Genomic DNA, 24,634 nt, shown 5'->3' on the forward strand with positions numbered 1-24,634 from the left:
AAGAAGCCTCAGCAAGGCTGCCAAGGCTCCATAAGCGGGATTACCGCTTCACCTCTCAAGCTGGTACATGAGACCAGTTGAATACCTGTTATTGGAGCGGATTTACGAGCAGGCTTAGCTCGGGATTATTTTCCAGCGCCTGGTTGCAATGCTCGCAAATGACTTTGACGGTCACTTCACCGCCCGAATTATACGCTATTATATCTCTACGTTCGGCAGGGGTCAAGGAATGGAAGCCCAACCTTTCTTCGGTTATCGCAGCGGAATCAATCCGTCCCAAGAAAGTTCGACAATGTCTGCATACATAATTCACAATCATGTAATGTATATGCCTCCTGAAAGTTTTCTATACCTTTCAGTATGTCCAACAAACTTCCATTTAAGCCCATCCTGCCTGTCCCAGACCTTACTTATTGAATTCAGCCATGGTCCGTTCAAAAGGATGATCCAAGCTGTATTCCAAAGCATCACACGTGTCCTCTATCATTCCAGCCAGCAATTCCTTCTCCTTCTTAGGAAAGGTTCCCAGAACGTAGTCCACAATGGCGTATCCAGGCTCAGGGCGGGAAATACCCATACGAACCCGATTAAAGGATTGTGTGCCGGTATGCTGGATAATCGACTTGATCCCGTTATGCCCGCCTGCACTACCTTGATAGCGGAGTCTTATTTTGCCGACTTCTGTATCCAAATCATCGTAAACCACGACCAAATCATCCATATCCGCTTTGTAATAGTCCATATAAGCACGCAGAGACTCGCCCGAGAGATTCATATAGGTCATCGGCTTGATCAGCACGGTTTTTACTCCGCCAATATGTCCTTCTCCAATCAATGCCTTGCATTTGCTTTGGTTAATCTGGATGTTATGACGGGCGGCCAGAGCATCCAGCGCCATAAATCCAACATTATGTCTCGTTTTTTCGTATTGGGGACCGGGATTGCCCAATCCTACAATCCACTTCATAAACCGTGACACCCTCTTTCGAAGTCTTGATTTTTTGGTAAAATAGTTATACTGAACAGGAAGGTGCGTGCTGGTATGCTCAATCAGGGTGATATTCTCTTATATGACAGCCATTTTCTATATCATTTAAAACATTCGGTTCCTGTCCAAGTCTATGACGGGAATGTACATATCCAGATTGGCATCATTGCGCGTTTTAACGAGCATTTTGTCGAAATGGAAGACACGCTATACAATCGTCAGTGCTTCACGTTTATATCCAGACCAGGCTTTTAGCTTGACATGCTGATAGGGGTTACCTTTTCCAGTTGGAAGAGGCAACCCCTTTTTTAATGAGCCAGCGCTTATTCGATTTCAAACAGTTTGCTGATTGACAATTCCTCATGCACACGGATAATGGCTTCTCCCATTAATGGGGCCACAGATAATACCTTCAGCTTGCTTGTCGGATTGGGGTGAACGATTGGAATGGTATCCGTCACGACCACCTCTTTTAACGGTGAATTCTCCAGTCTTTCCATAGCAGGCCCGGAGAGCACGGCATGCGTACAGCACGCATATACGTCCGTTACGCCGCCTTCCTTGAGCGCATTCGCGCCCAGCACGATGGTTCCCGCTGTATCAATAATGTCATCAATCAGAATAGCGGTTTTACCCTCAATATTTCCGATGATGTTCATTACTTCACTTACGTTCGGCTCAGGACGACGTTTGTCGATAATAGCCAGCGGAGCATTCAGGAAATCCGCTAACTTCCGCGCACGCACAACACCGCCGTGGTCAGGGGAAACGACAACCGGATTTTCAATCTGCTTCGAACGGAAATACTGGGCCAGAATTGGCGCGCCGAACATGTGATCCACCGGAATATCAAAGAATCCCTGAATTTGCATCGCATGCAAATCCATACTAATTACACGGTGAGCGCCCGCTTTTTCAATCAGGTTAGCGACAAGCTTCGCCGTGATCGGATCACGCGAACGTGCTTTCCGATCCTGACGGGCATAGCCGTAATATGGCATAACGACATTAATGCTTTTGGCGGAAGCCCGCTTGAGTGCATCAATCATAACCAGTAACTCCATCAAGTTGTCGTTAACTGGCAGACAAGTCGACTGCACAATGTATACGTGGCAACCGCGCACACTTTCAGACAGCTTGATTTGGATTTCACCGTCACTAAACGATGTGGTATGGGATTCCCCCATTGGAATTCCGATGTAGTCCGCAATCTGGTGGGCCAACTTCGGATTGGAGTTACAAGTAAATATTTTGAGTTTGGAATCGCAATAAGTCATTTATAGAAACCCTCCGTGCTGATTCATTCATTACAGATCCAACAGCTTGCTGATTAAGGTTATTCCGATCTTTTCTTCTTCGCTTTGGCACGCGCGCGGATTTTATCCGCATATCCGGCTTTGTTCTCTTGACGCGGTCTGGCAATGGCCAGATCGTTATCAGGGACAGCATGTGTTACGGTGGAGCCTGCTACGACATAAGCACCTTTTCCGATCTTAATCGGGGCGATCAGATTCACATTACTGCCAATAAAGGCATCATCTTCAATTTCTGTAATAGATTTATTATACCCATCATAATTAACCGTTATTGCCCCGCAACCGATATTAACGTTTGTACCTACCTTGGCATCACCGACATAGCTCAAATGGGACACCTTGGAATGATCACCAATGGTCGCATTTTTCACCTCAACAAAATCACCAATCTTCACATGCTCGCCCAGCTTCGCACCCGGACGCAGATAGGCAAACGGACCCACAGATGTACTGCTGCCCACTTCAGCTTCGTTCAACACCGAATGTTTCACCGTTGCGCCCGAATGAATCAGGGTATCCTGAATCTCAGTCTGCGGACCAATCACACAATCTTCGCCGATTTGCGTTCGGCCGCGCAGCCATGTGTTCGGGTACAGCACGGTATCGGAGCCAATGACAACCTCACTCTCGATGTAGGTAGAGGACGGGTCAATGATGGTCACACCGTTCAGCATATGCTTGCGCACAATGCGTTCCTGCATGTATCCCTCAGCCACTGATAAAGCAACCCTGTCGTTCACACCGATGGATTCCGACATATCATCTGTTAAATATGCCTCAACCTTCTCGCCTTCGCCATGCAAAATACCAATGACATCTGTCAGGTAGTATTCCTGCTGTGCATTGGTGTTGGTTACTTTGTCCAACGCTGCGAACAGCTTGGCATTATCAAAGCAATACGTTCCCGTGTTGATTTCCCGAACAGCATCTTCCTCAGGTGAGCAATCCTTCTGCTCCACGATCTTGAGCACTGCTCCCGCAGCATCACAGATGACCCGGCCGTACCCCTTAGGGTCGTCCAGCTCAGCGGTCAGAATCGTTGCAGCAGCTCCCCGACTCTCATGTAACTGCACCAAGCCCTCCAGCGTTTCCGCTGTGATCAAGGGGGTGTCTCCACAGATGACGATGGTCGTACCTTTCTCCTGACCGAGCAAGTCTTTGGCCTGCTTGACAGCATGCCCCGTTCCCAACTGCTCTGCCTGAAGCGCATATTCTGTCGACGGGCCCAAATAAGACTGTACCGCTTCCGCACCGTGACCCACGATCACCACACTGCGGGACACTCCGATTTCACGAACCGTGTCGAGTACATGACCGACCATCGGTTTCCCGCATACCGGATGCAGAACTTTATATAATTTGGATTTCATACGTTTTCCCTGCCCTGCGGCAAGAATGACTGCCAACCTTTCCAACAAGTCCAACCTCCTATCCTGAAAATAACAATTTCCCTTTGGCTAAAACGTTAATTTCCAGATCAGATTTTTCTTACCTTTTCACAATCCTCCTGAAAAATAACGGCGAACCTTTAGTTAATGGCTATTTTTTCAGGCCAGCTTGTGCTGGACATTCATCCCCTGGGACGCATTGCTGCTTGATCCCTGTCTTATGAAAAAGTCGCTTCGGCAGCCCGGATGGCTCCAAGTTGCCTTAAAACTGACTGTTAACTCATTAAAGAATATATCTCATTCCAGACAAAAAGAAAAGAGAGCCACAGTTTGTGGCCCTCTTTTTCTTTTGTACCCCAATCTTGCTTTAGGCGAATTAAGCGCCTTCTTCAATAGCTACTTCTTCATCCACCGCCGCGCGTTCGTACTCAGTAAGTACAGCAGCCTGGATCTTCTCCCGGGTTCCTGAAGATATCGGATGAGCGATATCGCGAAACTCTCCGTCCGGGGTGCGTTTGCTAGGCATAGCCACGAACATCCCGTTATTACCGTCGATAACCCGAATGTCATGAACAACAAACTCGTTATCAATCGTAATGGATGCAATCGCCTTCATTCTTCCTTCTGAGTTCACTCGGCGGAGTCTGACATCCGTAATCTGCATGTGTGTTTCACCACCTTTTTCCAAATAGGACTTGGTGTATACATTCCACACAGCATTTCGAATTCCTTCTTTTTTTGGACAAAACGTATCCTAAATTCAGGTAATTTTTTTGAAAAGATTTCTTTTCGACATATTTAGGTATTTTTTGATGAATTGTGACATTTTACTGACCTGTAGACTCATCAAAATAATTCCCCAGCTTGACTGTAATTTGCTTGCTTCGGGAATCGACTGTGGTCAGATTCGCCAGTGAAATATAATCGTGCAGCAAGCGCTCTTCGTTCTCCACCTCGCCCGATTCTACCAGCACACCTACTCCGGCTACCTCAGCATCAAATTCAGCCAGCAAGTCGACCATCCCCTGAATCGTACCGCCTGCCTTCATAAAATCATCCACGATGAGTACACGTGATTTCTCGCGCATAGCACGTCTGGACAATGACATCGTATGCAGGCTCTTTTGTGATCCTGAGACGTAATTAATACTCACTGCCGAGCCCTCCGTCACCTGATGGTCACGCCGTACGAGGACAACTGGCAAGTTTAGCTGTGCTCCGGTTGCATATGCAAGCGGAATGCCTTTGGTTTCCACCGTCATAACCACATCGATCTGTCTGTTGGCAAATGCAGTAGCGAATATTTTACCCGCCTCATTCATCATGGCCGGTTGGCCCAGCAGATCCGACAGATACAAATACCCTCCGGGTAAGATGCGATCCGGTTGCTCCAACTGGGCACACAGGTCATTCGCAAATGTGAGCGCATGTTCCTTGGATAGTCTTGGGATCAGCTTGACGCCCCCTGCCGCTCCCGCCAACGTCAGAAGCTCACCAATACCTTCATCCTCAAATACTTCCTTGATAATGGCCAGGTCTTCGCTTATGGACGATTTAGCCGCCCCATAACGATCCGCAAAATGCGTAAGAGGCACCAGCGTATGCGGCCGTGACAGCAAAAATTGTGTCATTTCCACCAATCGTGAGCTTCTTTTAAGTTTTTTCACAACAATTCCTCGCGATCTATTCTTCTCCTGCCGCCCGCTTCGTACAGTAAAAGCACCGGCGGACTGGCCGGCTGCTGGCGGAATGTAAGTGATATAGTAAAATCCGAATATTTAATAGTAAATATATCATCTTCGTACGTATTTGTACAACAAATACCACTAAAATTAGAAATAAATAACCAAAATCAGGTCAAAAGTCGTACTGCGTATACATCCTTGCAAAATCCTCTGAGTCCGTTATAGATGCGCGGTACTTTGGCTTCCTTCGACACCAGCCCGAACACCGTAGGACCACTGCCTGACATCAGCACCCCATCCGCTCCCAGTCGGATCATGGAGTTTTTAAGATGCTCCACCTCCGGATGCAGCTTGAGTGTGACATCCTCCAGTACATTCCCGAGCGCATTACACACATCGGCAAAAGAAGCGTTAAGGATCGCTTGCTCCATCTGCCGGGCAGACGGATGATGCGTGATCTGATCCGCTTTGACGCGTCCGTACACTTCAGCCGTCGATACATTAATCGGCGGCTTTGCGAGAATCACCCAGCATTGGGGTGGATTCGGAAGTGGCTTAAGCAATTCCCCGCGCCCGCTCGCTAAAGCTGTACCGCCTGTAATACAGAAGGGCACGTCAGAGCCAAGCTCTGCGCCCAGTACTCTTAATTCAGCATCCGAGATGCCAAGCTTCCACAGCTTGTTCAGTCCACGCAGTGCTGCCGCGGCATCACTGCTTCCGCCTGCCAATCCTGCGGCTACCGGAATATGCTTGTCCAGATGAATATGCACACCCGTAGACACATCATAACGTTCCTTAATCAGACGCGCGGCCTGAAAAGCTAGATTTTTCTCATCTAGCGGTATGTACCCGGCTTGGCTTGAAATAATAATCGTATCACGCGGTAGCTCGGACATGGTCAAGCGATCAGACAGATCGACCATGGTCATAATCATTTCGACCTCGTGATATCCGTCATCCCGTTTGCGTAATACATCAAGCATTAAATTGATTTTTGCCGGTGCTTTTTCGTATATTTTCAAGGCGTTCACCCACCTTCAACTTTTCCCTCAAGACAGCTTAACATATTATATCAGACTCAGCGTGTCAAGTCATGAGGTTCAAAAAAGCGGAGACCACCCGGTATAAAACCGGAGATCCCCGCTTTTTCATCAGTACTACCGAAGCACTAACGATGGCTACGATTTGCGGGAAGCTGCCTGCTCTGCAAGCTGAATGGCCCGCTTGACCATATTGCCCGCATCCTTGGCTTTAATGCCTCCCCAGCCCTCTTCCTTGACCGTATCGTAAAATCCAAGATCCTTGGCCAGCTCATACTTAAGCTCTTCCGACATGACACTTCGTCTTCTTCGACTCATGCATACGCCTCCTTCGGCAGTGTAATAAGGAAGATCATTCCCGCCTTAGTATGCGCAGAGACGCGATGCTTCATCCTGCCCTATAAATACAAAACGGCCCCGTCATTTGAAATGACGAAGCCGCCGTTAAACCTGCAAAGCCGGTATAGATTACATAAAATCAATTAAGGTGTGTCAAAATATTCGACACTTGTATGGGAGTCGGGATCATATACAGTAACTTCCACCGACTCAGTAAGAATGTCAGCATAGCTGTAGGAGACACGTTTGAACGTTTGTTGCTCCTGATCCAGCTTGACGATAAAAACAGAAGGGTACGTTTCTTCCAAGACACCAGTTCGTTCGACGGTCTTACGGCGTCCGCCGTTAGCCCGCAGCAAAATTTTTTGCCCTACATGTGCGTCGAGACTGCGTTTGATTTCCAACAGCGTATTTTTAGCCATTGCCTAACGACCACCTCTTTCCTTGTCCATTATAACGAATTTTAGAGACAATGTCAAATCAAGCTAAATATTATATCAACACGAAAAATATTTTGTCAATTTAATTTTTTGCGAACAGGAATATGCGTATAAAAATGCCAAAAAGCCCCTGTAACCAGAGGCTTTTTATCCACGCAAATCCTATTCAACAGGTTTAAACCCTAGATTGCAGAAGGCGTTACTTTAAGAGTCGACAAATTTTCGAGCTTGGGCAGACCGATACGATAGCTTCCCCGGGTTTCGATACCGCCCACGCCACGGCTGCCACTGATCGTCTGATGAAACAAGTCACCCATGTTGACTGTATCACGAATCGACGTAAAGGCTGCCTTGGCAGCCACATATACCGGGTCCAACGCGTGAATCAGAATGCGCCCTGGCGAACTGGCAAAATTCGCTCCTGCACGCAGCAGCGCTTCAAAATGGGACTGACATGCTCCCGCCACAATCGTCAGTGAATCCAGATGACGCTCATATTGTCTCGCTACCTGGATCGCCGCCACAAAATTTTGCGAATTTTTATAGCTTTTCAGGCTATATAAATCATAAGGCTGCGGCTGCTTCAATACCCCGTCGTGTCCGGTAATGACTACGATATCCGGGCGAATACGGGGAAGCAACCGATACAACGTGTCGGCCATTGCCGATTCATGTACATGATGCCCCTCTGCAGGAACGCGGAGTTGCTCATATAGGCTGAGACATTTTCTCAAATAGCCGGCATCCCCATCCAGATGAAGTACCTTGCCGGGCATTTCAAAATACGTCGACTCCACCGGATCACTCCACTCCCCGATCAAAGCCGCCTGACTGCGGGCAGCTTGCTTCTGCCGTGCCTGCTGCAACAGATTGAGAGACTCATCCGCCTTAATATGGGCTTGCCGTGTCTTCCCGCTAATCTGGTCAGCAGGCACCTTGACCAGATCGTTCACGGGGGAATCGGCAAGCAGCCGAAATTCCGTCCCTTTAATGATCGCTTTATCCCGCTGGATGTCCTCAACGCGAAACGTGACATCTCCGCCGTACGATTTTCGAACGACCAAGTCTCCTAAAATCATCACACTGTATCACCCCTCCCATATCGTATGGGTGAATGCACAGTTTGGTTCCTTATCCATGCTCAGGAGCTTATGCAAGCCAGCCACAACCGTGCAAAGCGCAACCAGACGCCCTCTGACTGCTGCTAAGCGATCACTTGTGCGTCAGGTTAGGAAAGCCCGGCCCCCAGCAGCACAGCGCTCAGACGCGCAAATTCCTCGATGCTCAGCGTCTCGCCCCGACGGGAAGGCTCTATGCCTGCCTGAAGCAACAGCGGCTCCAGCGTGTCCCTGTTCTCTTTGGTAAAGAAACGGCTTTTCAGGTTATTCGAAATGGTCTTGCGACGTTGAGCAAAGGAAGCATGAACGACTTCGAAGAAATGCTGCTCATCCACCACCTCTACCGGAGGCACTTCCCGCACACGCAGACGGATGACCGCCGATTCTACATTCGGCTGAGGAATAAACACCGTATTCGGTACGATGCAGACCAGTTCAGGCTCGCTGTAATATTGCACTGCAATACTCAAACTGCCGTAGTCTTTCGTCCCAGGAGACGCAGCCATACGCTCAGCCACTTCCTTTTGGATCATGACGACGATATTCTCCAGAGGGAGCTTGTCCTCCAACAGCCTCATCAGAATCGGTGTAGTGACGTAGTACGGCAGATTAGCGACGACGCTCACTTTACTGACCCCAGCAAAATCGGAAGCGAATACCTCGCGCAAATCCAGCTTCAGCACATCTCCGTGGCGTACCTTCACATGCTCATAAGGGGCCAGTACCTCTTCGAGAATAGGTAAGAGCCGCTGGTCAATCTCGACAGCAGTAACTACCTTGGCTGATTGCGCCAGCTTCTCGGTCAAAGCGCCAATCCCTGGACCGATCTCAAGTGCACCCTTCGTATCGTCCAATCCCGCAGCATTCACGATCTTGTTCAGAATATTTTGATCAATCAGAAAATTTTGTCCCAAGCTCTTTTTGAACGAAAACCCGTGCCGCTGAATAATCTCCTTCGTGCGCCGCGGTGTTGCTATATCTTGAATCCCTGTCATACGGATATCACAATCCTTCACTTTCAATTTGTGCCAGCGCACCAGCAAATTCCTCACGGCTGATCTGGAACACAGCGAGCCGTTTATGTAGCTGCTTACCATTACAGTAACCAATCCCCAGCACATTACCCAAAGCCATACGCCGTGCAGCAGCATTTGGGTGGGTAATAAGTCCGGCGTCAATCAGATCCGCCCAATCGATTAGAGGATCAGCCCCTTCCACCGTCGTATGCACTCGTGCGAGAGCGTGTCTGATCGCTTCAGGCGAGGCATTCTCTACGCCAATATCCCCTTTGCGCGTCGCTTCCGCCTCCGGTATAAAGGCCTGCTTGCAACCGGGCACCTTGGAGGCGATAATTTTGCGGATGCGCTCCCCTGCATGATCGGGATCGGTCAAAATAATGACACCCCGCCGCTCCTGTGCCAATGCAATTTTGCGCAGCGTCATTTTATTGATGGCGGAGCCGCCCGTTTCTATCGTATCCGCCTCGACAGCACGGCGAATAGCCACCGTATCATCCCGACCCTCTACCACGATCACTTCCTTGATCATTTGCGTTTCCCTCCACTACTACACAGTAAGCTATATTCATCTTTCCCTGCTTTTGAAAACAAAATAAGAAGAGGATATCCTCTTCTTAGCATGGCATAACTATGACGTTAATAGTATCGCATTGACCCAAACATATACAACACGTTTTTAGTTCATTTCAGGCTTCACGGGTCCAATCACATATACGGTTTTTCCGTGCTTCCGACCAAACTGATTGGCTTGACTCAAACTCTCATAATACACATCGATTTTGTGGCCTTTAATCGCGCCACCGGTATCCTCCGCACGGCGGAAGCCCACCCCTTCAATATACACCCACCAGCCGATTGGAATCACACTTGGATCGACAGCAATGGTGCGCCCTTCCGTGACACGCGTGCCGGATGCGGTACGTGTACCGATACCTGACTCCTGTGAGGAATACGCCGTCATGGAGACGTTTTGTAATACTTTACTGTATTTGAAATTCACACCTGCTTTACGGACAGCATTGCCCGAACTAACCCGTGTTGCCTTAACGGCATCTTCGGGACCGACGGAAGCAGCCAGAACGACCGGTTTTTTCTTCGTTCCTACCGCAATCACCTTATCCACACGATTTTGCGCGACTTCCTTGTTTACCAGTTGCTTGGATACCAATTTTCCGTCATGGTATACCTTTTGAACATGCTGGACCACAACACCCGTTTTACCGCTTTGGATGACCCGATTATCGCCTTTATAGAGACTCGGATCGGCCGTTTTGATGACCTGATAAGGCACCTGTTGCTTCTGTTCGACCTGCTGTTTCTTCACACGGACGATTTTTATGTCCATGTTAGACGAAACAGAGGCATCCAGAGCAGGGTAAACTTTATCATTTGACGATAATTTATAGCCCGAGGTGCGAATGGCACCCTCTACTGTATTTTCTGTTGTGTACAACTTTTTCGTCTCATTGCCTGAGGATACTTTGACCTGATTGGCACGTTTGATAACTACGCGATCCCCATCCTGAACTGCTCCGTTCAGCGGCATCGAAACCGTATCATGCGGCTGAAGTGAAATCGAATGCTCTTTGAGCAAATCTTGGAGCTGGGATTCCCGGGTTTCTACCGCAGATGCCTTACCATCGATGACAAAAAAGACCTGTTTTTTAGATTGAGTGTACACCAGAATTGAAATCATAATCGTTAGTGCGATTAGAAAAATAGCAACCAAAGCAGCCTGGCGCACATTTTCTTGCTTCCAACGCAATACGTAAGACATGCTGGATGAGCGTGACTCATGGGTCTCCTGTTTTTGGAAAATGCCCATTTCCTCCGTCCTCCTTACATAGCCCGCCGTCTGGAGTAAGACATAGTTGAGATTGACGTGACTATAACAGATTTTCTACAAGACAAGCCCGTACTGCGACTGTCCTGCACCATGTACCCGTCTTCGCGGCATGCTGTCCTCCCCTGTTTAATCACAGTATGATGACAGATTTTCTTTTATTCACAACAAAAAAAGCCAGAGAAAGAGACTAGAGAGCTCTTTCGTGGCTTCCGACATGTGCGAATATGCGGAAAAATCATGCACGAGATGGCTTCTCTCTTGTTACGCTTACGGGGTTAGCTGTCGGGTTCGGACGTAGAGAGACGCCCTAGCTTGGGTCAACCGCTCATGGCGGTCGCCTTCACATTCACCCCGAAGACCCAGAAAGAAATCAAAATACGGCCCCTCCACCTGTTCAATCCCATCCGGGAAAGGAATCTAGGTCGAGCCGGCTGGCGGAAGAGACGTTCCCTTCTTGCCCATACACCGGACGTACAGTAAGCCATATCGGTTCCCCCGTTCCCTGTAAAAGGGACTCAGCGAGACTGGTTCATGAAATGAGCTGTTGGTGTTTACATTCAAACAACAATTCACTGAAAAGATGATATCCTGTTTCTATGCATGTTGTAAAGCAGGTTTCAAGTACATTTTCTAAAATATTCGGTTAAAATATTGTAATATTCTCGAGTTTCCTGCAACAAATTCATGATTAGCTTCGTCTATCTCATTATTTTGATTGATTTCTTCACTTTTTTACTTAATGTCAAATCGTTCCAAGGCATTTTGGGTCGTTATTGACACTAATTCCTCCACCGCTATTCCCTTGATTTGGGCAGCCGCCTCTGCGACCAGTCCCACATGTGCGGACTCATTTCGCTTCCCGCGGAACGGATGCGGTGTCAGGTAGGGCGCGTCCGTTTCAATGAGCAGACGGTCCAGCGGCACCTGTGCCAGTACCTCCTTTGGCTGCTTGGCATTTTTGAACGTTATCGGCCCGCCAAAGGAGAGGTGAAAGCCCATATCCAGCACCATTTTAGCCGTCTCCCAGCTCCCGGAAAAGGAGTGCATCACTCCGCCTACCTCACTCGCTTTTTCTTCACGCAAAATCTTAACAATATCTTCATGCGCATCCCGGTTATGGATGACAATAGGCATGTTCAGCTCACGAGCCAGTCCAATCTGGTTGCGTAGCACCCGATGCTGTACATCCTTCGGCGACGTATCCCAATAATAATCCAGGCCAATCTCTCCGATCGCCACGACTTTTTTATGACTGCATAACGATGCAATCCATTCCAGATCGCCTTCCTGCATCGTGATCGCATCCTGTGGATGCCATCCAATTGCCGCATAAATAAAATTATACGTTTCGGCCAATTTCATGGTAGACGGAATGGTCTCACGGTTAAATCCGATATTAATCATTCGGGTCACTCCCGATTCGACAGCGCGTGCTATAACTTCTTCGCGGTCTTCGTCAAATTGCGGCGCATCCAAATGAGTGTGAGTGTCGAATAAATTCAAGGTTTTTTGTCTCCTTTATTACTTTATTTGGCATATAATTGTCTATTGTTTGACAAAATAATTCCTTATTTCGGCAGGAAGCTTGTCCTTTACCCCATCCAATTTATTTTGGGGATAGTACATGTGATATTTTCCCCGGTGAATGCCGCTAATGGAGCGCACAATTTCCGACACTTCGGAAATTTCTCTCACTTCTCCTTTACGTCCCAGGAGTAAAATCTGGTTGTCCGTCGAGCCACCCTGCCGAAACACATCATAAGGAAGATCCGTCGGAAAATCAATTTCCAGATCATATTCCGGATGCAGACCAACCAGCTCTAGCGCTGTCCGAATGTTGTCAATGGTATCTGTATCCATATTTTCGATCTCTACATATTTATACAGCTTGCGATCCATAAAACGGGTACTCAAATCGCTTAAAATCTCGTCCTTTTCCCGTTTCCACTGACTGAACACTGTCTGAATCAAAGACTCGTCGAGCATCAAATATTGTTCCACCGTAAGCTCTCCCCGAAAGAGGTCTGGCAATGGATCCAGCAGAAAACTAAACTTATATCCGTTTCTAAATAGCTCCTTTGCCCGCTTGAAAATTTTACGTAATAAAATTTCCGAGCTGCGCGTCACAGGGTGAAAATAAATTTGCCAATACATCTGATAGCGCGACATCAGATAATCCTCTACCGCATGCATACCTGACTCCTTCACAACAATTCTTCCATTATGAGGACGCAGCAGTCGTAAAATACGATCCAAATCTATGGTGCCATAATTGACGCCTGTTGAGTGCGCATCCCGCAGCAAATAATCCATACGGTCCGCATCCAGTGGGCTTGTGACCAGGTTTACGACAATCGGCTTGTCGTACGTTTTGGCAATTACCGCAGCCACCTTCGCAGGAAGCTCCTCATCGACTTGCCGCAGCACAGCGTTAATCTCCGTATTCCCCAATACAATCCGGCATGTCCAATCCTCGTGATTCATATGAAAGGCTTCTTCTATAGAATGGGAAAACGGGCCATGCCCCACATCATGCAACAAAGCTGCACACAATGCGACTAAACTTTCTTCCTTCGGCCAATCGGAAAATTCATCGCGTTCAAATTGGGAAATAATACGCCGTGTAATTTCGTACACACCTAGCGAATGCGAAAAACGACTATGCTCCGCTCCATGAAACGTAAGATAAGATGTACCCAACTGCCGAATACGACGCAAGCGTTGGAACTCTGGAGTATTGATCAAACGCCATATCACTGTATCCTGAACATGGATATAGTTATGTACCGGGTCCTTAAAAACTTTTTCTTCACTGAGTGGCTGGTGCAAGATATCAACTCCTTTAATATTCTGAATAATGGATTAAGATACAATAAAATCCTAAACGATTCCCTTCATTCGACATAGCTTGTCGTAATATGTCGAATTATAGCTTTTCGGCATTTCCAAATCGACAAATGGCTTAAATCATCAATAAAATAAGGTAATACACACGCATCATGCTCTTTATTCTAAATACTTTTGCATAATTAATCTGTTAGCTCATTTTTAAGGTTGACTGTTTTGGGAATCGTTGGTATAGTAAATATCAGAAAAGAGAAAATTTTGTCGAATCATGACACTTATATTATTTTAAACGGCGAGAGGAGCCTGATTTATTATGATGAAATCCACTGGTATTGTAAGAAAAGTTGACGAGCTCGGACGTGTTGTTATTCCAATCGAATTGCGCCGCACATTGGGTATTGGCGAAAAAGACGCTTTGGAAATTTATGTTGATGGCGAACGCATTATGCTCAAAAAATACGAGCCTGCTTGTATCTTCTGCGGCAACGCCGAGAACGTAATTTACTTCAAAGGAAAAATTGTTTGCCAAGATTGCATCTCAGAAATTCCAACACCTGTGACAAACTAAGATTTTTAGTATATAATAGACTTATAAGAGATTGTTAATTCTAACCTTTTTCATATATACTCCTTGTTGCCTTCCACGGTTTGAACCCAACCGTTGGAAGGCCCTTTTTTGTTTCGGGAAGTTTTCATAAAAGCGCGTTATATACATCCCTTTTGGAAATGGAGCGGTCGGTAGCTGTACGCTTCATAGCGTCCTTGCGTGTCAGCCCTTCTGTCTCATAATGCGCAACGTGGGCCTCCAAAGACAAGGACTGCCACCATGCCTGTCGCTCCTCTTCCTCTTCTGCTTCGTTTTTCCCTTCAACTACCAGGCAATATTCACCAAGCGGTGGATGCTCCTCCAGTCTGGCAAGGCATTGCTCCGCCGTTCCTCGTATCCATTCCTCATGCAGCTTGGTCAACTCACGTGCAAGCACCACTCTGCGTTCCCCCAGTGTTTCCTTCAATACCGTCAACGTCCGTGCAATACGATGAGGTGATTCATAAAACAGGATCGTGCCGTGAGATACCTGAAATGACTGTAGCAGCTTCTCCAACTCCTTTTTCTCCCGTGGAGGGAATCCGGCAAATGTAAACCTTTCCGTATTCAGTCCGGAGGCAATCAAAGCTGATAAGGCTGCGTTCGCCCCAGGAATAGGAATAACGCTAATTCCCGCTTCCAGCGCCAGCTTGACCAGATCCGAACCCGGGTCCGAAATGGCCGGCAGACCTGCATCGCTAACCAATGCCAAATTTTTTCCTTCCATTATATAACGTATCAGCTCAGGCCCACTGGCAGCTTTATTATGTTCATGATAGCTGAATAGCATTTCCGGCGTGATGTCAAAATGTGTGAGCAGTTTGCGCGTCTGCCGCGTGTCCTCCGCCGCTATAATACTGCACGATTTTAAGGTGTTAATCGCCCTAAAGGTCATATCATCCAGATTACCAATCGGTGTCGCAACGAGATACAGCTTACCCCGTTCTTCTCCGCTGGTTATAAAACTTTTTTGCACCGCTGCCTTCACAGTAAATCCCCCTTGCTTACTTCTCCATAGATATCCCTTATTTCCTGAGTATAATTCCCATTCTCCTGATATACAATGAGCGGGGGCAACAGACGAACCTCCGGCTTACCATCGCATAGCGCCTCGATGAGCACCATATTCGCCTCCATATGAGCTCGTGGGTGGACAAACCGAATCCGTTTCGGCTCCAATCTGTTAGCACGCATCAGGGTTATAATCTCACCCAGCCGTTGCGGACGATGAACCATCGACACTTTTCCACCATTACGGACAAGCCGCGTACACGCCTGAATGACCTCTTCCAGTGTACAATGTACCTCATGACGCGCAATCGCCTGATGAGGGTTTAGCTTGATATCACTGCCGTTTAGCGGCGTATAGGGGGGATTTACCGTAATTGCATCATATACACCATGCCCCGTGATTTGAACCAGCTCGCGCAGATCCCCTTCCCGAATCTGAATCGCTGCCTCCAGTCCATTCAGGCTGACGCTGCGTCTAGCCATATCAGCCAAGCGTGGTTGAATCTCAATTCCTTCAATAGCCGCTTTAGTTCGTGTCGTTAGCAGCAGGGGGACGACCCCGTTGCCTGTACACAGATCCAAAATTTTTCCACGCTGCGGAATACCGGCAAACCGCGCCAGCAAAACCGCATCCATGGAAAAGCTGAACACCTCATCACTTTGGATAATACGCAAATTATGTGACAATAGATCGTCAATTCGTTCAGACTTCTGTTCATTTTCGTACATAGCGCTCTCCCATCTTTTTATCCCAAATCGTTCTAAACCCATACTTCCTTACAAAAAAGCCGTAGGCACCTTGCTCCTACGGCTTGTTTTTATTTATTCAAAAATGACAGACAGAAAAGGCAATCGCCTTCCGTTCGCAAATGTCCGTAATACACGTTGCATATATGAAATCCTTCATGATACAGCCTCGCCAGATTGTCGTGGCCTTCGCCCACAACCTCACCCGTTTCCTCTTCATCCTTAATGACGATCGGAGGAGAAAGCTTCGGCCTTTTTGCCGTCTTTTCTTCTCTGGAGGTTTCACGTTTGAGCATCTTGCGCACCTGTTCGTTTTCAATCGTTAGTCGTTGATTTTCCTCCAGCAGCTCTTTTACTGCCAGTTTCAATTCACCCAGATCGCTATGCAACTGTCCCATTTGGGTTTCCATTTCGTGAATACGCGCAAAAACATTTAATTTATCCAAGTTTCCACCCCGAAGCAACCTAATGGTTTACTTGACGACTACATCGTCCATTGGAAGTTCCTTGACCTTGCTAATCTCAAACAGTTGAACATGCACTGTACGATGGCCAGCATTTACGCCTACAACTTTGCCTTCTCCAAGAGAGGTGACGACCATCTTGCCAACCTGCGGCAATTCTTCCTTCATACTCTCGTAGTTATCATGTTCGAACTTGAGACAGCACATCAATCTTCCACACAACCCGGAAATCTTCGTCGGATTCAGCGACAAGCTCTGATCCTTCGCCATCTTAATGGATACCGGTTCAAAATCCCCCAGCCACGAAGAGCAACACAGGATACGTCCGCAAGGACCGATCCCGCCCAGCATTTTAGCCTCATCCCGTACTCCGATCTGCCGCAGCTCAATCCGTGTACGAAAAATACTGGCTAAATCCTTTACAAGCTCCCGAAAATCCACGCGGCCCTCTGCCGTAAAATAAAAAATGATCTTATTGCGGTCAAATGTAAATTCCACGTCTACCAGCTTCATTTTAAGGCCATGGTCTTTGATTTTATTTAAACACGTACCGAATGCATCCTTGGCCGCCAATTTATTCTCTTCTACAACAAGGGCGTCATCATCTCCGGCAATACGGATGACTTTCTTTAAGGGCAGGACAACGTCCGAATCATTTACTTCTTTTTTGCCCACCACAACCTTGCCATATTCAATACCGCGCGCGGTTTCTACAATAACGCAGTTTTCTTTCTCCACCGGAAGGTCCAGTGGATCAAAATAATAAGTCTTGCCCGCCTTCTTGAAACGGACACCCACTACACTATACAAAAATTAACCCCCTTGTATGCCACTAAACCTCATTTGAAGCCGACATGTACGAATGGCCGCAATTGAAGTCTCACTGTCGCACAAACCGGGAACCTGGCGTCGCGGATTGTGCAGAGTGGAACAAGCGCGCCTTCCTGTTAGCCGGTGATGGAACCGCTTGTATCGGACAACCCGATCAGAAGCTGCTCTACGCACAATTGACCATTGACGTGAAAACGGAGCTTCTTCCTGCAATTCGCGGCCAAATCCATATAAGAGACCCATTGTTCCGTGCTGCGGGTGATTGCCAATTTGGAGACGGACTCCAAATGATCTATGAAAACAATGCTTTCGTGCCTTCCGTAACGGAAATGAAGCATATCCTTGAACCACAAATGAAACAGATGAAACAGAATATCCAGGTGTTCAGAAAGTCCAGTTTTAAAAATCTTCTGTTGAGCGAGAATAATGGACGAGCTTCCCCGGCTCATGGACTCCTTCACTAATTGTAACACTACGTTTCTAATTTCTGCAAACCAATTCTGCTGGAGAATTTCTCTACATGATTCCAGTCCCGAGGCAATATGAACCGCCGACCGGACAAGTCCTGCCGTATAGCCTTCCCCAATCAAGGCCTGCATCATCACTTCAGGCTGCAAAGCATGAAAAGGAACCTGCTGCGTACGTGATTGGATCGTGGGCAGCAATGCCTGTCCATTTTCCGAAATGAGTATGCCCACCACAGGCACTTGAGGTTCCTCCAAAAATTTAAGCAGGCTGTTTGCAGCTTGCACTGTCATGGTATCCGCCTGCTGGATAATATATACCTTCGGATTGGCGCTTTCCGATTTATAAGAGAATATGCGCTGAAGTCCGCGAATCTGGTCAATTTTGATCGTAGCTCCATCCGGCTCTACGATAAACAGATCCGGGTGATTGCCGTGCTCTACCTTACGGCAGGACAGACACTCGCCACATGCATCATCCGTCATTCGTTCACAAAATAATGCCTTGGCAAAGGTCTGCGCCATCTTCATCTGTCCGCTTCCCGGCGGTCCGCTAAATACATAGGCATGGTTGACCGCCTCATTCCGAAGTGCGCTTTGCAGCATTTTTTTAGCTATATCCTGCCCCATTATATTTTGGAAAGACATATTTCCTCACCTTCTCTCCTGAAAACAACTGTTATCTATCATCAAATAGTTGTCCTTCAGGGCAGCTTTGCTGCTATTTTTCCATATTTCCAACCGTTACCTACCTGAATATAGTCAAAAATAATCTGCTAGCATCATCAGCAAGCAGATTATTCCTTCGTGGCGACAGCCCGTTCGTATTCGTTTATGGCAGAAGTCTACATTTAAAACGAGAGATTAATCAGCAGCCCTCTAATTTCACCGACTCCTTGCAAAAGCTCAATCTTGCCTTGCTCAGTTTCGAGCAGATCATCTGCCATCTTGAGCAACAGCTCATCCACTTCATCAATCAGCTTATATCGTTTGCTGCGTCCCCGACGATCCCAGCCCTTTGTGTCCTTCATCGACACGCCACGCCGAACCGTATCCTCCAGAAACCGTTTAACCAGCATTTTATAAGCCTTCAGCTCACGAATCGTCATCGAGCGTGCCAGACGGTCTCCCTGCATCTGAATTTCCTTGAAGCGACGGTTTAGTTCCTCCTGTGAAGCCTGCTGCCCATTTTGCTGCATAACATCGGAAAAGCTCTTGGACTGGATCGGCTTCGCATTCATTTCATTGGTAGACAACGTACTCTGTAAAGGGCGATAGCCCGGATTTATTTTCATATAAACCTGCTTTCCCCCCGAATACTTCCGCTTTTCCCCTTCATAAAACAGTTCAACATGGAACTGAGGGAAACCAGCGGCCTTCCAGGGACCGCGCCTTGGCGCTACCGTTATAGTGGATCTGTTCCTTACTCCCATGATACGGGCAAGAAACAGGTAATTCCCCTATCATATCGGCAGAATAGGTCCTATTGTGTAGATTCAGAAGTGCTCAAAACGGTCTACAGGCATCACGAACACCGTCGCTCCGCCCACCTGTACTTCAACAGGCAAAGGCAGATAGGAGTCAGTCGTACCGCTCATAGGGGTAACGGGTGTGACTAGCTGTTCACGTACCTTGCAACTGCTGCGAATGACATTCATCAACGAGTCCACCTGATTGTCATCGACACCGATCATAAATGTCGTATTCCCTGCTCGCAAAAATCCGCCTGTACTCGCCAATTTGGTAGCACGGAAATTAGCTTTCACCAGTCCGCTGGATAATCTGTTACTATCCTTATCCTGCACAATCGCAATAATCAGCTTCATCCTGTATTCCTCCTTCAAGCCATATTAGGAACAAGCTAGTCCCTAGCTCAATTTTACCGTATATCCTTCGACAATTACATGCTAAAGTTTTGAATAAACCGCTTTTTCAGCAAATCCTTCAATACTTGCTCTACCTGCTCCGGTGCGGGAGATGCATCCACAATCGTAATTCGCTCCGGAAATTTGTAGGCCAGCTCCAGGTACGCCTCACGTACCTTGTGGTGAAAGGATATGCTTTCCATATCAAGGCGATCCATTCCCTCTCCCCGGGATGCATTAATTCTGGCCAATCCCAACTCAGGTTCGATATCCAGATAAAATGTAGCATCCGGCTCCCAATCATCTACTGCAAAACGATTAATCGAAGCCACTTCCTCAATTCCGATGCCTCTCGCAAATCCCTGATAGACCAAGCTGCTATCCACAAAACGATCACATAATACGATAGCTCCCTTTTCAATAGCCGGCTTTACCTTCTCCACCAGATGCTGACGCCGGGCTGCCGCATATAGAAGCGCCTCTGTCCGGGCATCCATACTTGTATGGGCAGGGTCCAAAATGATAGAGCGGATCTTTTCCGAAATTTCGATACCACCCGGTTCTCTCGTCGTAATAACTGGATAGCCTTCTTCCTCCATAAACTTAGCCAGCCGTTGGATCATCGTTGTTTTACCGGAGCCGTCTCCCCCCTCCAGCGTAATAAAAATTCCTTTGCGATTCATGCCATTCCCTGCTTTCCAGCCTGAAAAATAAGAGTCACCTACAGGCTCGTATGCTTCTTTTATTCAGTCTTCTTTATTGGTTAAGTCTCCAACATCTAATCTTTATTTTAAACGGAATACCCGAATTGTAAGCAACCTTTCATCTGCTGCCCCTTGCCATTTGGCTCCCAGCTCACGGAGACGTCTCATTCGTTTAGCTATGGATTCCGTGATTGTTTCTCCTGCGTATAACAGTGGAATACCTGGAGGATACGGGATAATCATTTCCGCAGCCACCCTGCCCGCAGAGTCCTCAACAGCTACTACCTCCATCCGATCCGGTTTAACCGGTTGAAGCCCAAACTGCACCGGACTAGAATAAACCATCGCACCATCATTGTTCCACGTGGAAAAATCTAAATCCAGTCCACATTGCTCCTTCTGCATAGAACCCGGCCCACCAGCCGTCTCCTTAAACCGTATATCATCATTTATATGCACAAGAGCCTGCAACAGGTGATTAGCATCTTTAATCATGGAGCCTAACGTAAACAATAAAACAACATGTTTTTCGTCACTCATCTCCGGAATACAGCCATACGCCTCCAACTCACGCTTTAAGCCAAAGCCATCCAATACACCAAATGTATCATACAACACCATTTTAAAAGGGTCATGAGTCGAATATCCGTCCGCTTCTCCCTCATCCCTCTCCAAGCGCTCAGAAATGCCCTCTTGGGCTTCATTCTCCTGATGTGCTAGCTGAATAGGCTCTACGAGTCGAAAGCGTGGAAGCTGCTTCAGACCTTTTCTAAAAGCATCTGCTGCCGCCAAACCTTCCGTAAAGGCATTGGCCCCATGAACTGCAATATGCCGCCTTGCCAAATCCAGAGAAGCCATTAGCGGGTATGAAGGGCTGGAGCTTTGCACCATTGCTAATCGCTGACGAAGCAACTCTCGGTTAATCCGTCCTCCCTGCACGTGTAGCATGGCCCCCATAGTCATGGCTGGTAGCATCTTATGTGTTGACTGGACGACCACATCAGCCCCACAGGACAAAGCAGACACTGGCAAACGGGGATGCAAGCCGTAATGGGCGCCATGCGCCTCATCCACCAACAGAGGCACATGGGCCGCATGACAAGCCTTGGCCGTCGCTGTTAGGTCATGTCCCATCCCGTAGTAGTTAGGCATCGTAAGCAGTACGCCTTTGGCGGAAGGATAGGCTTTTAATGCGGTCTGTATCGTATCCGCCGAAGGAGCAACCGCAAGCCCGCTGGTCGTATCTATTTCCGGCTCCAAGAACACCGCAGCAGCCCCGGACAGCATAAGACCATTCAGGACTGACTTGTGTACATTTCTCTGTACCAGCAGTAAATCCCCCGGTTCCGTACACACGGTCAAAATCATTGCCAAATTACCGACCGTGCTTCCTCCAATCAGCCAAAAGCTTTCCTCTGCACCAAAGCACATCGCGGCCAGCCCCTGACCCTCACGGATCACATCCTCCGGATGATGCAGATCGTCCAGTCCGGTAATTTCGGTCGCATCAATAGACATTACTTCTTTCAAGAGAGATGCAATATCTTCATTTTCATATACTTGTCCATTTTTGTGGCCAGGCACATGATAAGAAGCATTGTCCTGAGCCCGGTAACGTAATAGAGCTTCCATTAATGGTGCATGTGAAGCCTTTTTCCCCATCATTCTGCAATCCTTCCGAAACAAAGCTTTATATCTACCCTATTTTATCGTAAAATCAAGCGGAATCCTACTTTTACTCACAGAAAAAAAAGCCCGTACCGACAGGCCCTAGAATACTAACCCTTTAAAGACTAGCTGACAAAGGATATTATGCATTTTTCTGTACCCAAATTTGCTTTAGTTGATCAATAAAAAAATGATATTTGGCGTCTGTCGCATCCGTGCGCACCATTTCAGCCTCACACGCATCACAGATAAACTCGGAAACGATAAAGATGCCTTCATGCTTGTGTTGTCCGCATATAATGCAGCGGTGGCCGCCTTGATCATGCATATCCATCCCACCCTTGTATCTTTTACTATTAGTATGGGGCACTTTCTACTATTTTAAACCTTTTCATAGCCCAGATCGACGATATACTCTATATATATTCCATGTGAGCCCTTATGGTGTTTGTACCCCACAGGTTTAAAAAACAGCCGTCTATGCCGATATAATAAGAAAAGCTCCTACATATGGATACCCTTTCATTGGAGCCGTTGCATACTTCATTCGTGATAGCTTTTCCCTGTAATTATAGAATAGGTTGGCTCACACGAGAAGCCGATCATTCTATAGCCTTACCCAAACGATTTAGTACTTGTCAGAGCCGCATGAGCGCAGCACCGTCCCTTTTTCCGGCTGTGGGCGGTCGAGAAGCCACTTGTGATGCAGTAGATTAATGAAAGGACTGTTTGCATGACAGAGGAAACCGGAACCAAAGCTACCTACTATCACTACAAGCTTATTAAAAAAATCAGTATTCCGCGTCAGCTGATATGGAGTCACATCTCGTTGCCTGTTATTATGCTTCTTTTCCTGCTTCTTGCCTTTTCATGGACCAGCCTGTTTTTGTTTGCTTTAGCTTTTTTCTTGACCTTATGGGTACACTTCGTGATCTCCCGATCTGTACTGTTCATAAGCAAAACAGCCTTCCGCAAGCGCTGGGCGTTTCACCGCAAGCTGCCTTGGCTGGGCTATATGACAGACCAGTACATAGGCTACGGCCTCTTTCGCCGTGTGCATATACATACGCTATGGATCGGCATCTGCTTGTCGGCTGTATTCATTCTCTGGTCTCCACCAGCCTTTACTGTATCCTTGCTCTTTTGGCATCTGTGGCTTATTGCGCCGCGCCTATACATCCTGAGCCGTCTTACAGGCGAAAGGAAAGACGGCATGTTGAAGTTCACCGACGAAGATGCCTCGTATTATCAACAATAGACTAGCTATTCTCTATCCGTATAGATAGGAGCTTATACCCGATCTCGCATATATCCAATGACTAGAACCGCATATTAAAAAAAGGAGCAACCCCATAAGGTTGTTCCTTTTTATGTCCCTCATCCACCGACACTACCCTCTAATACTCTCGTTGGATTGTCTAACCCTTATTCTTTATCCTACCCTTAAGTTCCGAGCCAATCTGATATGCCAATATAAAAAAGGAAGCCCCATCTACTTAACCGCAGTTTTGAGTGCTTCCTGATATCCAGCTTTATTATTCAATATGCACAGCACCTATCTGCTACATTGAGGTCGTCTGTGACTTACTTAAACCAACCCCCTATGTCCGCAACTCCTGTATCCAGTGGGGAACCGTAACATCATTAATTAAGGTCCACACTTTTGCTTTTCCCAGCAGCTTTACCATCTTTCGGGACCAATACAGTAAAAGAACCATCATGCACAGATAAGTGCACCATATGTTTATTTTTCAGGAATACTTTCTGATTAAAGGTCGATAGATTCGGTTCTTCCGTCCAGCCCCAGGCTGCAATTTCCTCCAGATAGGGAGCTGGCAAGCTATCGCTTTCCTTCAAAGCCGGTAAAGCATAGCGTACATAGTCCATATCCGAGTTGCTGCTGGCCCGATCGGTTTTACTCGCTTCTTTAGGGACCGGAAACGTTTTTTCATTCGCTGCCCCCTCAAACGATGTCCAAGAAGGCTCCTCTGTCCCGCACCCGGTAAGAATCGCGACAGCGACACTGAATAGCACCAAAAGAGCAAGCCATTTATTTCGCCGCATGATCTTCCCTCCTTACCAGCTTGATTCACTATACAAACCCTATTCGAGAATTTGCATAATTCTGCAAGAACGCAGCGCGTGTATATGGGATTCAGTACCTATATTATACCGGGTTTCCTCTAACATTCCGTAACAAAAATGTTACCTTCTTTTTGTAAGAACATTTCTAAAATATACGCACCAAAAAAAGGACCACAATCTCAA

29 protein-coding genes and 1 riboswitch are annotated in these 24,634 nt (G+C 47.3%); of the genes, 3 read left to right on the forward strand and 26 right to left on the reverse strand.

Translation table 11 applies throughout. The features are described from left to right. Nucleotides 1-88 precede the first annotated feature (88 nt). Together fin and pth are read right to left on the reverse strand one after the other, a co-directional pair. Nucleotides 89-319 (reverse strand): anti-sigma-F factor Fin, encoded by a 231-nt coding sequence (gene fin / locus ACWXW9_RS24610; protein WP_025682476.1) that lies wholly within the window; start codon nucleotides 317-319, stop codon nucleotides 89-91. A gap of 87 nt (nucleotides 320-406) precedes the next feature. Beyond that, a complete protein-coding gene (pth, locus tag ACWXW9_RS24615; RefSeq protein WP_134911738.1) occupies nucleotides 407-967 on the reverse strand; it encodes an aminoacyl-tRNA hydrolase in 561 nt (186 codons plus the stop codon). 75 nt (nucleotides 968-1,042) lie between these two features. On the opposite strand from pth, the gene ACWXW9_RS24620 reads away from it, so the two are divergent. Next, nucleotides 1,043-1,243: a hypothetical protein gene (locus ACWXW9_RS24620; RefSeq protein ID WP_134911739.1), complete on the forward strand. Its 201-nt coding sequence runs from the start codon at nucleotides 1,043-1,045 to the stop codon at nucleotides 1,241-1,243. Nucleotides 1,244-1,311: 68 nt separating this feature from the next. On the opposite strand, the gene ACWXW9_RS24625 is transcribed toward ACWXW9_RS24620, so the two are convergent. The 13 genes from ACWXW9_RS24625 to ACWXW9_RS24685 form a co-directional block, all read right to left on the reverse strand. Continuing rightward, the gene (locus tag ACWXW9_RS24625) at nucleotides 1,312-2,265 is read right to left on the reverse strand and encodes a ribose-phosphate diphosphokinase (RefSeq protein WP_014279037.1); all 954 of its coding nucleotides are present in this window, start codon (nucleotides 2,263-2,265) and stop codon (nucleotides 1,312-1,314) included. A 59-nt stretch (nucleotides 2,266-2,324) separates the two neighbouring features. Next, nucleotides 2,325-3,722, reverse strand: a complete 1,398-nt coding sequence (gene glmU / locus ACWXW9_RS24630) for a bifunctional UDP-N-acetylglucosamine diphosphorylase/glucosamine-1-phosphate N-acetyltransferase GlmU (RefSeq protein ID WP_494931565.1) — start codon at nucleotides 3,720-3,722, stop codon at nucleotides 2,325-2,327. Between the two features lie 346 nt (nucleotides 3,723-4,068). Next, nucleotides 4,069-4,356 carry a septation regulator SpoVG gene (gene spoVG, locus ACWXW9_RS24635; RefSeq protein ID WP_007428016.1) on the reverse strand — a complete coding sequence of 96 codons (288 nt, stop codon included), beginning with the start codon at nucleotides 4,354-4,356 and terminating at the stop codon, nucleotides 4,069-4,071. 163 nt (nucleotides 4,357-4,519) lie between these two features. Beyond that, nucleotides 4,520-5,359 (reverse strand): pur operon repressor, encoded by an 840-nt coding sequence (gene purR / locus ACWXW9_RS24640; protein WP_134911742.1) that lies wholly within the window; start codon nucleotides 5,357-5,359, stop codon nucleotides 4,520-4,522. 185 nt (nucleotides 5,360-5,544) lie between these two features. Then, complete coding sequence (gene ispE / locus ACWXW9_RS24645) at nucleotides 5,545-6,399, reverse strand: 4-(cytidine 5'-diphospho)-2-C-methyl-D-erythritol kinase (protein ID WP_494931566.1); 855 nt, start codon at nucleotides 6,397-6,399, stop codon at nucleotides 5,545-5,547. Nucleotides 6,400-6,555: 156 nt separating this feature from the next. Continuing rightward, nucleotides 6,556-6,735 (reverse strand): small, acid-soluble spore protein, alpha/beta type, encoded by a 180-nt coding sequence (locus ACWXW9_RS24650; RefSeq protein WP_007428013.1) that lies wholly within the window; start codon nucleotides 6,733-6,735, stop codon nucleotides 6,556-6,558. A gap of 164 nt (nucleotides 6,736-6,899) precedes the next feature. Continuing rightward, complete coding sequence (veg, locus tag ACWXW9_RS24655) at nucleotides 6,900-7,178, reverse strand: biofilm formation stimulator Veg (protein WP_014279033.1); 279 nt, start codon at nucleotides 7,176-7,178, stop codon at nucleotides 6,900-6,902. Nucleotides 7,179-7,378: 200 nt separating this feature from the next. Then, on the reverse strand, nucleotides 7,379-8,275 hold the full coding sequence (gene yabG / locus ACWXW9_RS24660) for a sporulation peptidase YabG (protein ID WP_494931575.1): 897 nt from the start codon (nucleotides 8,273-8,275) through the stop codon (nucleotides 7,379-7,381). 149 nt (nucleotides 8,276-8,424) lie between these two features. Continuing rightward, nucleotides 8,425-9,309, reverse strand: coding sequence for a 16S rRNA (adenine(1518)-N(6)/adenine(1519)-N(6))-dimethyltransferase RsmA (gene rsmA / locus ACWXW9_RS24665; protein ID WP_494931576.1), 885 nt, complete (start codon nucleotides 9,307-9,309; stop codon nucleotides 8,425-8,427). Nucleotides 9,310-9,316: 7 nt separating this feature from the next. Continuing rightward, the gene (rnmV, locus tag ACWXW9_RS24670; protein WP_014279030.1) at nucleotides 9,317-9,862 is read right to left on the reverse strand and encodes a ribonuclease M5; all 546 of its coding nucleotides are present in this window, start codon (nucleotides 9,860-9,862) and stop codon (nucleotides 9,317-9,319) included. A gap of 147 nt (nucleotides 9,863-10,009) precedes the next feature. Further along, the gene (locus ACWXW9_RS24675) at nucleotides 10,010-11,158 is read right to left on the reverse strand and encodes a resuscitation-promoting factor (protein ID WP_134911744.1); all 1,149 of its coding nucleotides are present in this window, start codon (nucleotides 11,156-11,158) and stop codon (nucleotides 10,010-10,012) included. A gap of 269 nt (nucleotides 11,159-11,427) precedes the next feature. Beyond that, nucleotides 11,428-11,710: riboswitch (cyclic di-AMP (ydaO/yuaA leader) on the reverse strand. Between the two features lie 201 nt (nucleotides 11,711-11,911). Further along, entirely contained in the window at nucleotides 11,912-12,682 is a 771-nt protein-coding gene (locus ACWXW9_RS24680; protein ID WP_494931567.1) for a TatD family hydrolase, read from the reverse strand. A gap of 42 nt (nucleotides 12,683-12,724) precedes the next feature. Next, the gene (locus ACWXW9_RS24685; RefSeq protein WP_494931568.1) at nucleotides 12,725-14,008 is read right to left on the reverse strand and encodes an HD domain-containing protein; all 1,284 of its coding nucleotides are present in this window, start codon (nucleotides 14,006-14,008) and stop codon (nucleotides 12,725-12,727) included. A gap of 331 nt (nucleotides 14,009-14,339) precedes the next feature. Here ACWXW9_RS24685 and ACWXW9_RS24690 point away from each other — a divergent pair, with 331 nt between their 5' ends. Beyond that, nucleotides 14,340-14,594: an AbrB/MazE/SpoVT family DNA-binding domain-containing protein gene (locus ACWXW9_RS24690; protein WP_007428005.1), complete on the forward strand. Its 255-nt coding sequence runs from the start codon at nucleotides 14,340-14,342 to the stop codon at nucleotides 14,592-14,594. A 124-nt stretch (nucleotides 14,595-14,718) separates the two neighbouring features. On the opposite strand, the gene rsmI is transcribed toward ACWXW9_RS24690, so the two are convergent. The 10 genes from rsmI to ACWXW9_RS24740 form a co-directional block, all read right to left on the reverse strand. Next, a complete protein-coding gene (gene rsmI, locus ACWXW9_RS24695; protein ID WP_494931569.1) occupies nucleotides 14,719-15,600 on the reverse strand; it encodes a 16S rRNA (cytidine(1402)-2'-O)-methyltransferase in 882 nt (293 codons plus the stop codon). Next, nucleotides 15,597-16,352, reverse strand: a complete 756-nt coding sequence (locus ACWXW9_RS24700) for a tRNA1(Val) (adenine(37)-N6)-methyltransferase (protein ID WP_494931570.1) — start codon at nucleotides 16,350-16,352, stop codon at nucleotides 15,597-15,599. Before ACWXW9_RS24700 ends, rsmI begins: the two co-directional genes overlap by 4 nt. 89 nt (nucleotides 16,353-16,441) lie before the next feature. Further along, nucleotides 16,442-16,816, reverse strand: a complete 375-nt coding sequence (gene yabA / locus ACWXW9_RS24705; RefSeq protein WP_014279024.1) for a DNA replication initiation control protein YabA — start codon at nucleotides 16,814-16,816, stop codon at nucleotides 16,442-16,444. 27 nt (nucleotides 16,817-16,843) lie between these two features. Next, nucleotides 16,844-17,644: a PSP1 domain-containing protein gene (locus tag ACWXW9_RS24710; protein WP_014279023.1), complete on the reverse strand. Its 801-nt coding sequence runs from the start codon at nucleotides 17,642-17,644 to the stop codon at nucleotides 16,844-16,846. Nucleotides 17,645-17,781: 137 nt separating this feature from the next. Then, on the reverse strand, nucleotides 17,782-18,777 hold the full coding sequence (gene holB, locus ACWXW9_RS24715) for a DNA polymerase III subunit delta' (protein ID WP_494931571.1): 996 nt from the start codon (nucleotides 18,775-18,777) through the stop codon (nucleotides 17,782-17,784). Between the two features lie 203 nt (nucleotides 18,778-18,980). Next, the gene (locus tag ACWXW9_RS24720) at nucleotides 18,981-19,424 is read right to left on the reverse strand and encodes a YaaR family protein (protein ID WP_044646021.1); all 444 of its coding nucleotides are present in this window, start codon (nucleotides 19,422-19,424) and stop codon (nucleotides 18,981-18,983) included. A gap of 201 nt (nucleotides 19,425-19,625) precedes the next feature. After that, nucleotides 19,626-19,955 (reverse strand): cyclic di-AMP receptor DarA, encoded by a 330-nt coding sequence (gene darA, locus ACWXW9_RS24725; protein ID WP_007427998.1) that lies wholly within the window; start codon nucleotides 19,953-19,955, stop codon nucleotides 19,626-19,628. Between the two features lie 74 nt (nucleotides 19,956-20,029). After that, on the reverse strand, nucleotides 20,030-20,677 hold the full coding sequence (gene tmk, locus ACWXW9_RS24730) for a dTMP kinase (protein ID WP_494931572.1): 648 nt from the start codon (nucleotides 20,675-20,677) through the stop codon (nucleotides 20,030-20,032). 102 nt (nucleotides 20,678-20,779) lie between these two features. Then, entirely contained in the window at nucleotides 20,780-22,363 is a 1,584-nt protein-coding gene (locus tag ACWXW9_RS24735; RefSeq protein ID WP_494931573.1) for an aminotransferase class I/II-fold pyridoxal phosphate-dependent enzyme, read from the reverse strand. Between the two features lie 145 nt (nucleotides 22,364-22,508). Further along, nucleotides 22,509-22,694 carry a sigma factor G inhibitor Gin gene (locus tag ACWXW9_RS24740; protein WP_025682457.1) on the reverse strand — a complete coding sequence of 62 codons (186 nt, stop codon included), beginning with the start codon at nucleotides 22,692-22,694 and terminating at the stop codon, nucleotides 22,509-22,511. A gap of 405 nt (nucleotides 22,695-23,099) precedes the next feature. Here ACWXW9_RS24740 and ACWXW9_RS24745 point away from each other — a divergent pair, with 405 nt between their 5' ends. After that, on the forward strand, nucleotides 23,100-23,624 hold the full coding sequence (locus ACWXW9_RS24745; RefSeq protein WP_025682456.1) for a hypothetical protein: 525 nt from the start codon (nucleotides 23,100-23,102) through the stop codon (nucleotides 23,622-23,624). A gap of 386 nt (nucleotides 23,625-24,010) precedes the next feature. Here the strand turns inward: ACWXW9_RS24745 and ACWXW9_RS24750 are convergent, their stop codons facing one another. Further along, the gene (locus ACWXW9_RS24750) at nucleotides 24,011-24,430 is read right to left on the reverse strand and encodes a hypothetical protein (protein ID WP_494931574.1); all 420 of its coding nucleotides are present in this window, start codon (nucleotides 24,428-24,430) and stop codon (nucleotides 24,011-24,013) included. Between the last annotated feature and the right edge of the window lie 204 nt (nucleotides 24,431-24,634).

The sequence above is a fragment of the Paenibacillus sp. LT-B23 genome, assembly GCF_059417685.1.